Origin of the sequence: Bradyrhizobium sp. AT1, from assembly GCF_001590795.1 — a bacterium.
Lineage (GTDB): Bacteria > Pseudomonadota > Alphaproteobacteria > Rhizobiales > Xanthobacteraceae > Bradyrhizobium.
Window position 1 is genome coordinate 6030044 of the sequence record NZ_JXDL01000001.1, and the last position, 7860, is coordinate 6037903.

At 63.8% G+C, this 7860-nt stretch carries 11 protein-coding genes and 1 pseudogene; 4 read left to right on the forward strand and 8 right to left on the reverse strand.

Annotation, left to right across the window (positions count from 1 at the left end; genetic code table 11):
* Nucleotides 1-12: 12 nt before the first annotated feature.
* The 5 genes from SE92_RS27930 to SE92_RS27945 form a co-directional block, all read right to left on the reverse strand.
* Nucleotides 13-1488 carry a type II and III secretion system protein family protein gene (locus tag SE92_RS27930; RefSeq protein WP_063203800.1) on the reverse strand — a complete coding sequence of 492 codons (1476 nt, stop codon included), beginning with the start codon at nt 1486-1488 and terminating at the stop codon, nt 13-15.
* Nucleotides 1489-1499: 11 nt separating this feature from the next.
* Entirely contained in the window at nt 1500-2297 is a 798-nt protein-coding gene (gene cpaB, locus SE92_RS27935) for a Flp pilus assembly protein CpaB (RefSeq protein ID WP_063200747.1), read from the reverse strand.
* A gap of 128 nt (nt 2298-2425) precedes the next feature.
* On the reverse strand, nt 2426-2950 hold the full coding sequence (locus tag SE92_RS27940; RefSeq protein ID WP_063200751.1) for an A24 family peptidase: 525 nt from the start codon (nt 2948-2950) through the stop codon (nt 2426-2428).
* A 125-nt stretch (nt 2951-3075) separates the two neighbouring features.
* On the reverse strand, nt 3076-3222 hold the full coding sequence (locus tag SE92_RS36825) for a hypothetical protein (protein ID WP_198172799.1): 147 nt from the start codon (nt 3220-3222) through the stop codon (nt 3076-3078).
* Nucleotides 3223-3290: 68 nt separating this feature from the next.
* Nucleotides 3291-3455 (reverse strand): Flp family type IVb pilin, encoded by a 165-nt coding sequence (locus SE92_RS27945; RefSeq protein WP_027544253.1) that lies wholly within the window; start codon nt 3453-3455, stop codon nt 3291-3293.
* A gap of 268 nt (nt 3456-3723) precedes the next feature.
* Here SE92_RS27945 and SE92_RS27950 point away from each other — a divergent pair, with 268 nt between their 5' ends.
* From SE92_RS27950 to SE92_RS27965, 4 genes are all read left to right on the forward strand, one after another.
* Nucleotides 3724-4551, forward strand: coding sequence for a sterol desaturase family protein (locus SE92_RS27950; protein ID WP_063200755.1), 828 nt, complete (start codon nt 3724-3726; stop codon nt 4549-4551).
* A 155-nt stretch (nt 4552-4706) separates the two neighbouring features.
* Complete coding sequence (locus SE92_RS27955; protein ID WP_063200758.1) at nt 4707-5204, forward strand: pilus assembly protein N-terminal domain-containing protein; 498 nt, start codon at nt 4707-4709, stop codon at nt 5202-5204.
* 233 nt (nt 5205-5437) lie between these two features.
* Nucleotides 5438-6019 (forward strand): TadE/TadG family type IV pilus assembly protein, encoded by a 582-nt coding sequence (locus SE92_RS27960; protein WP_063200761.1) that lies wholly within the window; start codon nt 5438-5440, stop codon nt 6017-6019.
* Nucleotides 6020-6042: 23 nt separating this feature from the next.
* The gene (locus SE92_RS27965) at nt 6043-6657 is read left to right on the forward strand and encodes a TadE/TadG family type IV pilus assembly protein (protein WP_063203801.1); all 615 of its coding nucleotides are present in this window, start codon (nt 6043-6045) and stop codon (nt 6655-6657) included.
* Between the two features lie 102 nt (nt 6658-6759).
* On the opposite strand, the gene SE92_RS27970 is transcribed toward SE92_RS27965, so the two are convergent.
* From SE92_RS27970 to SE92_RS37235, 3 genes and pseudogenes are all read right to left on the reverse strand, one after another.
* Nucleotides 6760-6972 carry a cold-shock protein gene (locus SE92_RS27970; protein ID WP_007599788.1) on the reverse strand — a complete coding sequence of 71 codons (213 nt, stop codon included), beginning with the start codon at nt 6970-6972 and terminating at the stop codon, nt 6760-6762.
* A 266-nt stretch (nt 6973-7238) separates the two neighbouring features.
* Complete coding sequence (gene infA / locus SE92_RS27975; RefSeq protein WP_008131890.1) at nt 7239-7526, reverse strand: translation initiation factor IF-1; 288 nt, start codon at nt 7524-7526, stop codon at nt 7239-7241.
* Between the two features lie 24 nt (nt 7527-7550).
* Nucleotides 7551-7860 (reverse strand): annotated as a pseudogene (locus SE92_RS37235) (DEAD/DEAH box helicase); the annotation flags it as partial.

Sequence of the window (7860 nt, forward strand, 5' to 3'; positions counted from 1 at the left end):
CCCCGTTCCGCCTCAATCGGTGATGAAGCCGTAGGTGCCGCGGTAGTTCTTGGCCGGTTCGGTCCGGCCAGGCACGCCGTAGAGGCGGTTGATGTTGCCGATCAGCTGGGCCTGCGGATCCGCGGGCGGGGCAAAGCCGTCATCCGGCCGCGACAGGTCCTTCGGCGCCACCGCGCGAACCACGTAAGGCGTCACGATCACGACCAGCTCGGTCGCGTTGTTGACGAAGTCGCGGCTGCGGAACAGCGTGCCGAGGATCGGGAGCTGCATCAGTCCCGGCAGTCCGCTGACGGCCTGCTTGGTCTGCTGCTGGATCAGGCCGGCCATCGCCATTGCGCCGCCGGAGGGAATTTCCAGCGAGGTCTCCGCGCGGCGGGTCCTGATCGAAGGCACCGTCAGCGAGTTCACAGACGTCGAGGTCACGGCCTGCGACAGCGTGATCGCATTTTCGTTCGACAGCTCGGAGACCTCGGTCATCACCCGCAGGCTGATCTTGCCTTCGCTCAGCACCACGGGGGTGAAGTTGAGCGAGATGCCGAACTTCTTGAAGCTGATCTGGGTGGTACAGACATGCGTGGTGGGATCGCACGCATAGCCTGCCGGGACCGGAAATTCGCCGCCGGCGATGAACGTTGCCGATTCACCGGAGATCGCAGTCAGGTTCGGCTCGGCCAGCGTACGGATCACGCCTGCGGTTTCCATCGCGCGCAGGGTGGCCTGCACGGACGGCGCGGCGCCGAACTTCGTCGTCAGATTGTTGCCGTCCACGAGGTTCTTGCCGAGAGCCGTGAACGGATTCGAGTTGGAGAAGCTCACCACGGAGGTGCCGTAGTTGAGGTTGGCGGTCAGGTCGATGCCGAGCTGCTTGATGATGCTGCGCTGGACCTCGGCCACCGTCACCTTGAGCATGACCTGGTCGCGGCCGCGGACCACGATCGAGTTCACCACCTTGTCGGCGCCGCCGGCGAGGCGCGCGGCGAGATCGTTGGCCTGCTGCGCTTCCAGCGGGTTCGCCGCCGTGCCGGTCAGGACGATGCCGTCGCCGAGGCCGTCGATCTGGATGTCTGCATTGGGCAGGACCTGCTTGAGCGCGGCCCGCACGCCGTTGAGGTCGCGCTTGACCGCGATGTCATAGGCTGCGATCTGCTGACCGGCGGAATCGAAGAACACGATATTGGTCTGGCCGACCGCGGCGCCGATGATATAGGCGCGTTGCGCCGAGCGGACCACCGCATTGGCGATCTTGGGATCGGCAACCAGGACGTCCTTGATGTCGCGCGGCAGGTCGATCACGATGGACTTGCCGACGCCGAGCGAGAGGAAGCGCGCGTTCATCTGGCCGTCTGCGGCGCCCGACGCCACGGGGCGGTAATCGGCGGCGACCACGGGGGTCAGGACCGGGTTGAGCGTCAGCGCGAGAGCGGCCGAAAACGACAGGGCGCGGACCATGGAGGTTCGCAGCATCGCCAAATCCACCCTGCATTTCATATCGACTGTCTTCATCTTGCCTTCGCCGTCTGACTCGGAATGCCGTAGCGAATGATCGAAATACCGTCCCGCTTCTGCGCGGAGTCATCGAGCGTGATTTCACTCATCTTGACGTCGACGATGCTGCGCAGAGCCAGCGACAGCGTGCCGCTCTGGCGGGCCGCCGAGAGCGTCGCGGTCTGCGCGGGATTGAGCTCGAGGGTGACGGTCTTGCCGACCACCGCGTTCTGGCCGTCCTTCTCCTTCGGAGCCTGGTCGATGGCGAGGACGCGGATATTGGCCAGGATGATCTCGGAGGTGACGACGTCGGGGGCGCCGCTGCTCTGGTCCGGGTTCTTCAGCCGGCGCGTGAGAAGGACGTCGACGCGATCGTTGGGCAGGATGAAGCCGCCTGCGCCGGTCTCCGGCGAGATCTCGGTCGAAATTGCTCGCATGCCGGTGGGCAGGATCGCCGCCATGAAGCCGGAACCTTCCGGCTTGACCAGCTTCTGGTCGCGCATCGGCTCGCCCTGAATGAAGGGGGCGCGCGCAATCGAACCGGCGACCTGGGTGGCGCCCTCGGGACGTTCGTTGCGGCGGATGAAGGCGGCGCTGGCGGTCGCGGCAGGCCAGGTCTGCCATTGCACGTCTTCCAGCTTCACGGTCTGGCCGAGGCCGATGTCGTTCTTGGCCACGAGGACGTCGACGGTCGGAAGCTGCGCGACCGGGGCCGGAGGCGGCGCAGAATTGTCCGAGCCGCTCGCCAGGTACGCGGCGACGCCGCCGGCGCAGATGGCGACCGTCAGGACGACAATGCGTGCCCTATTCATACGCTTCACTTTCCAACAAAACGCCGCGACGCTGCCGCCGCCGTAATCGGCAGTTGACCAGCTATTCGTCAAAGCATGGTTAATGAGGCGTATCTAAATCGGCTTAACGCCGGGTTTACCCGGTACGTTCAGCGCAGTGCGAGGTGAGCGAGGTCGATCGCCTTCACCCATTCGGTCTCGGGGTAGACCATCAGCGCACTCAGGGCGAGCGCGATGCCGTAGGGGATGCCGCTCTCCTTGGCGTGCAGTCGCGCGAGCCAGGCCTGACCCGCGAGGCCATAGGGCAGCGGCCATTGCCGGAACTGGAGCAGGAGCAGCGTCAGCGCGCCGCCGAACAGCGAGGCGTAGAGCAGGAAGTTCATCAACGGGCCGAACCCGAACCAGAGCGCGACGGAAGCCGCGACCTTGGCGTCGCCACCGCCGACCCAGCCCATCGCAAAACAGGTGAAGGCCACGACCAGGAGAAGCGCGCCGGCGCCGACGTGACTCAGCATCTCGTAGGGTGCCATGCCACCGGCGAGCGCGAGCGCGAAGAAGCCGGCGACCAGCGCCAGCGACACGCGGTTCGAGATCGTCATCGTGAAGAGATCGCTCGCAGCGGCGAACGCCATCAGGGCCGGAAAGAGCAGAAGGCGCGCAAGGTCGAGGATCATGGGCTGCGTCTTGAGGCCTGGGTTTGCCGCGGGAACTGGCGTCGGGCGATGCTAGCCGGCAGTGCTAAACAAACCGACAACGGCAGCAGGGGGCGCGCGGGGGGCCGAAGCCGCGGAACGCGCGCTCACCAGAGACTGGCAATGCGCGCGGCGAGCGCGACGGTTGCGAGCAGCAGCGCAAGGCAGATCCAATAGACCGGGGAGCCGGCCTGCGCCGCCCCTGTCTCGCTCGCCGCCACCGCGGCATCGGTTCTGTACTCGCGAAACGCCACTGGAACTCGCCGTCGTCAAAAACAAAGGCCCCGGAGGCCCGGGGCGTTTGCCGTCGTTCGTCGGTCGCTTACTTCAGCGACGTGCTGATCGAGGTGAACTTGGTGTTCAGCGTCGTGCCGAGATTGTTGACGACGGTGATGATGGCCAGCGCGATGCCGGCGGCGATCAGACCGTATTCGATGGCGGTGGCGCCGGATTCATCCTTCGCGAAACGTGCAATCAAGTTCTTCATGAACAAAACTCCATCTGGGGTGGGGATCGCCTCGTTCGGCGCCGTCATTGACCCCATGACCATGAGAGCCGAGCTCTTTCGGTAGAGTTAATTCGATCGAGCAAACCGGCTTCCGGCGCGATGCTTTCGTCCAGAGTGAATTTCGCCTTAAGACCGCGGCTGGAATTCGTTCGGGTTCCAGATGCATCGTCAGCACGGCGGCGGCTTCACCCTCCCTTAAATCTAGCGGAGTAGGCGTAAGAGACTGGAATCCGCGAGAGAGGCGACGATGTCGAGCCTGCCCATGCTAGTCGCCTTGATGCTCGGCGAGACCATCGTGAAGGTGATCCCCGTCACCCTCGCGCTCGCGGCCGTCTTCACCGTGCTCGAGCATTTCTGGGCCTGCAATCCCGGCGCGCCGTGGTGGCGCAAGCGGGAGATCGTCACCGATATCTGTTACTGGTTCTTCGTTCCGGTGTTCGCCCGCACAATGCGGATCGGACTTCTGATCGTCGGCGCCAGCGCCATCTTCAACATCCACGATGCCGACGGGCTCATCGCCTTCTACGACAACGGCCATGGCCCGCTGTCGGAGCTGCCTCTGTGGGTGCAGGCCCTGCTGTTCCTGATGCTGTCCGATTTCATGCTGTATTGGCTGCACCGGCTTTTCCATGACGGCGGCTTCTGGAAGTACCACGCCGTCCATCATTCGTCGGAGGAGATCGGGTGGATTTCCGCGGCCCGCTTCCATCCCGTCAATCTCATGCTCGGGACGATCAGCGTCGACGTGGTGCTGCTGATGGCCGGCATCTCTCCGAACGTCATGATCTGGGTCGGCCCGTTCACCACCTTCCATTCGGCCTTCGTGCATGCCAACCTGAACTGGACCTTCGGGCCGTTCAAATATTTGCTGGCAACGCCGGTCTTCCACCGTTGGCACCACACCTCGCTGGAGGAGGGCGGCAACACCAATTTCGCCGGGACGTTCCCGATCTGGGACGTGATGTTCGGCACCTTCCGCATGCCGGAGGGACGGCTGCCGCAGGACTACGGCAAGGACGAAGCGACCATGCCGAAGGAGTTCGGGGGCCAACTGGCCTATCCGTTCCGCCGTTAGGCTCGGACTGGCGGCCGTAAACGCCGGTCCGTTCAAACAATAGTCGGCGAGTTTGCGGAACGTTCACGAATTAAAGGCAGGTTACTGGGGTCGGGCACTGGCTCCGCTGTCAGCTGGTTGCTTCTGCCGGTTTGTGACGTCCCGAGGGTAAGAGTATGCGTAAACAATTGCTGCGCCGTCATGCGCGCGTCTGTCTTCTGGTGGCTGCCGCAGTGCTGGCATCGCCGGCTGCCGGCCTCGCCGAGCCCACCGCCGACACCATCGCCGTCAGTGTCGATCAGGCCAAGCTGGTGCGGCTGCCCGGCAAGGTAGCGACCATCGTGGTCGGCAATCCCCTGATCGCGGACGTCACTTTGCAGCCCGGCGGCATGATCGTCGTGACCGGCAAGGGCTACGGTGCCACCAATTTCATCGCGCTGGACCGTGCCGGCGAGATTCTGGTCGACCGCCAGATCCAGGTCGAAGGTCCAAGCGACCGGCTCGTCACCGTCTATCGCGGTGTCGAGCGCGAGTCCTACAGCTGCGTGCCGCTTTGCCAGCGTCGTGTGACGCTCGGCGACAGCGACAACTACTTCAACAACACGATGAGCCAGGCCGGTTCGCTGAGCAACAATGCCAGCGGCAACGCCGGTGCGGGCACCAAGTCCAACTAATCCGATCGATTGAGGGGGCACCTGGGCAGGATCGCTGATCCCGCCTGGGCGCTTCTGCATGCCGGGGCGGCATCTCTTCTCTGCGCACGCCGTCTCTCCCGGGCCCGCGGCCTGCGCGGTTAACGCATCCTTTACGGTGCGGTTCGTCCAGCGTGAATCGCCTGCAACACTTAAACAATCAGTTTTAGCTATTGAACGATGCAGAGGATCGCCGCTGCTGGGGAATTGACGCGATGTCATCGCTTCCACCTACGAGGTTCACGCTGCGGAAAGCGCTAGGCCGGTTTCGGGGCAGTCGCCGCGGCTCCGCGGCGGTCGAGTTCGCGCTGGTCGCTCCGATTTTCTTCGCGCTGCTGTTCGCCATCATCGAGACCGCGCTGGTGTTCTTCGCGGGCCAGGTGCTCGAGACCGTCACCCAGACGTCCGCGCGTGCCATTCTGACCGGCCAGGCGCAAGCGCAGGGCGGCTCGGTGGCGGCCTGCCAGACCACGCCCAGCGTGGTCTCGGCGTGCGATCAGACCACGTTCAAGACCTATGTCTGCAGCCAGATTCCGGCGCTGTTCGATTGCAGCAAGCTCTACGTCGACGTGGTGAGCACCAGCTCCTTCACGACGCTGAGCCTCACCAATTACGGCGATTCCTGCAACTTCAATCCGACCGGCGTGCAATACAATCCCGGCAGCTCCAGCCAGGTCGTCGTGGTGCGGCTGTTCTATCAGTGGCCGCTCTTCGTCACGGGCCTCGGCTACAACATCGGTTGCAGCAGCAAGCGACTGCTGGTGGCGACCGCGGCCTTCAAGAACGAACCCTTCTGAGGCAGATGGATCTGGGCGGACCCATGCAGGCGATTGCAAATCTCTCGAGGAATGCCCGCTGCTCGGTGCGCGACTTTGTCGCCGACACGCGCGCGCTCGCGGCGACCGAATTCGCGGTCATCGTGCCGCTGATGCTGGTGATGTTCTTCGGTACGGTCGAATTCTCGTCGGCCGTGGCGATCGATCGCAAGGTCACGTTGATCGCACGGACGCTGTCCGACCTGACGTCGCAGTCGACGACGCTGACCGATTCCGACATGCAGAACACGTTCACGGCGAGCATCTCGATCATCATGCCTTACGACGCCACGCTCGTGAAAGGCTCGATCTCGCAGATCTACATCGATGCCAACAGCATCGCCACGGTGCAGTGGAGCAAGGCCGGCACCATTGCGAGCGGCGCGACGCAGGCGACGCTGGCGACCTCGGCTCGGAAGGCCGGCGACAAGGTCACCAGCGAGTTGCCCTCGACGCTGTTGATTCCGTCGACCTACCTCATTCTCAGCGAGGCGAGCTACACCTACAAGCCGACTGTGGGCTATGTGCTGAAGTCGAGCATTCAGCTCAGCGATCTGTCGTACACGCGGCCGCGCCAGGTCACCTGCGTTCCCTACAACGGCGTGCCGTCCTCGTGCTGACATCCACGAGCAGGCTCCCGCAATGAAAAAGGCCGTGCGTCGCGCACGGCCTTCTCGTTTGTCTTGGCTGGCGCAGGCCGATCCGGCCAGACGCGCGGCGGCTCAGCCTGCAGAGCGCAGGTTGTCTGCTGCCGACTTGCCGGAACGGCGGTCGGCCACGATCTCGTAGGAGATCTTCTGGCCTTCGCGCAGCGTGCCGAGGCCCGCACGCTCGACGGCGCTGATGTGGACGAACACGTCCTGGCCGCCATCGTCGGGTTGAATGAAGCCGAAGCCCTTGGTCGCGTTAAACCACTTCACGGTTCCCATGCTCACGGGGGTAGTCCCTTCTCAGATAACACAATGTTGGAGCCTGCTCGCGCAGGCCGGTTAGATCGAATTTTTGGAAGGGTCGTCAGCGTGTCTGAACCGGCTGTACCGGTGGATGCTAATGTCGTCCGGCCGAAAATCGATAAATTCATTTTATCGGAATTGGGGCCTCAAAACAATCGGGATGCGCACGATTTTTTGACCCGCCGGGGCGTCCCCGGCGGAACATGCCGATCGGCATTCTAATTCCGTACTGGCGTGCCCGCCATCGGCTAGCGGCGGCGGAACTGGCCGCCACGCTGGCCGGGACGAGGCGGTCCACCCACCCCGCTGGGACGTTCGTCCTTGTGGCGGAAAATCAGCCGGCCCTTCTCGAGGTCATAGGGCGACATCTCCACCGTCACGCGGTCGCCCGCCAGCGTCTTGATGCGGTTCTTCTTCATCTTGCCGGCGGTATAGGCGACGATCTCGTGTCCGGCGTCGAGCTGCACGCGGTAGCGGGCGTCGGGGAGGATTTCGGTGACCAGTCCTTCGAACTGGATCAGCTCTTCCTTAGCCATATGGGTGTCTCCAGTCGTGGACTGTTAGTTCGAATGAGGGTTGCGGTTCGGTCGGCCGTTGGGGCGACTCTCGCGACGCAAAAAGGCAACGCCTTGTATTCCATCAGGCTTGCCGGCGCTATGCGCGGGACGCTGTTCCGACCGATCGGCGGGTGAGGAGTTCATCTTACCACCGGAACCGCGGCGGCGGCGAGACCCCTTGGAAGCCTTGTGGCCTTCACCGGGCCTGCCATCAACAGGTCTGCCCTCGATATGACGTCCTTCATGGCGTCCTTCGCCGGGCCGTCCGTCGCCCTGCCTGCCGGCGCTATGATGGCGTCCGTCGGCATGCCTT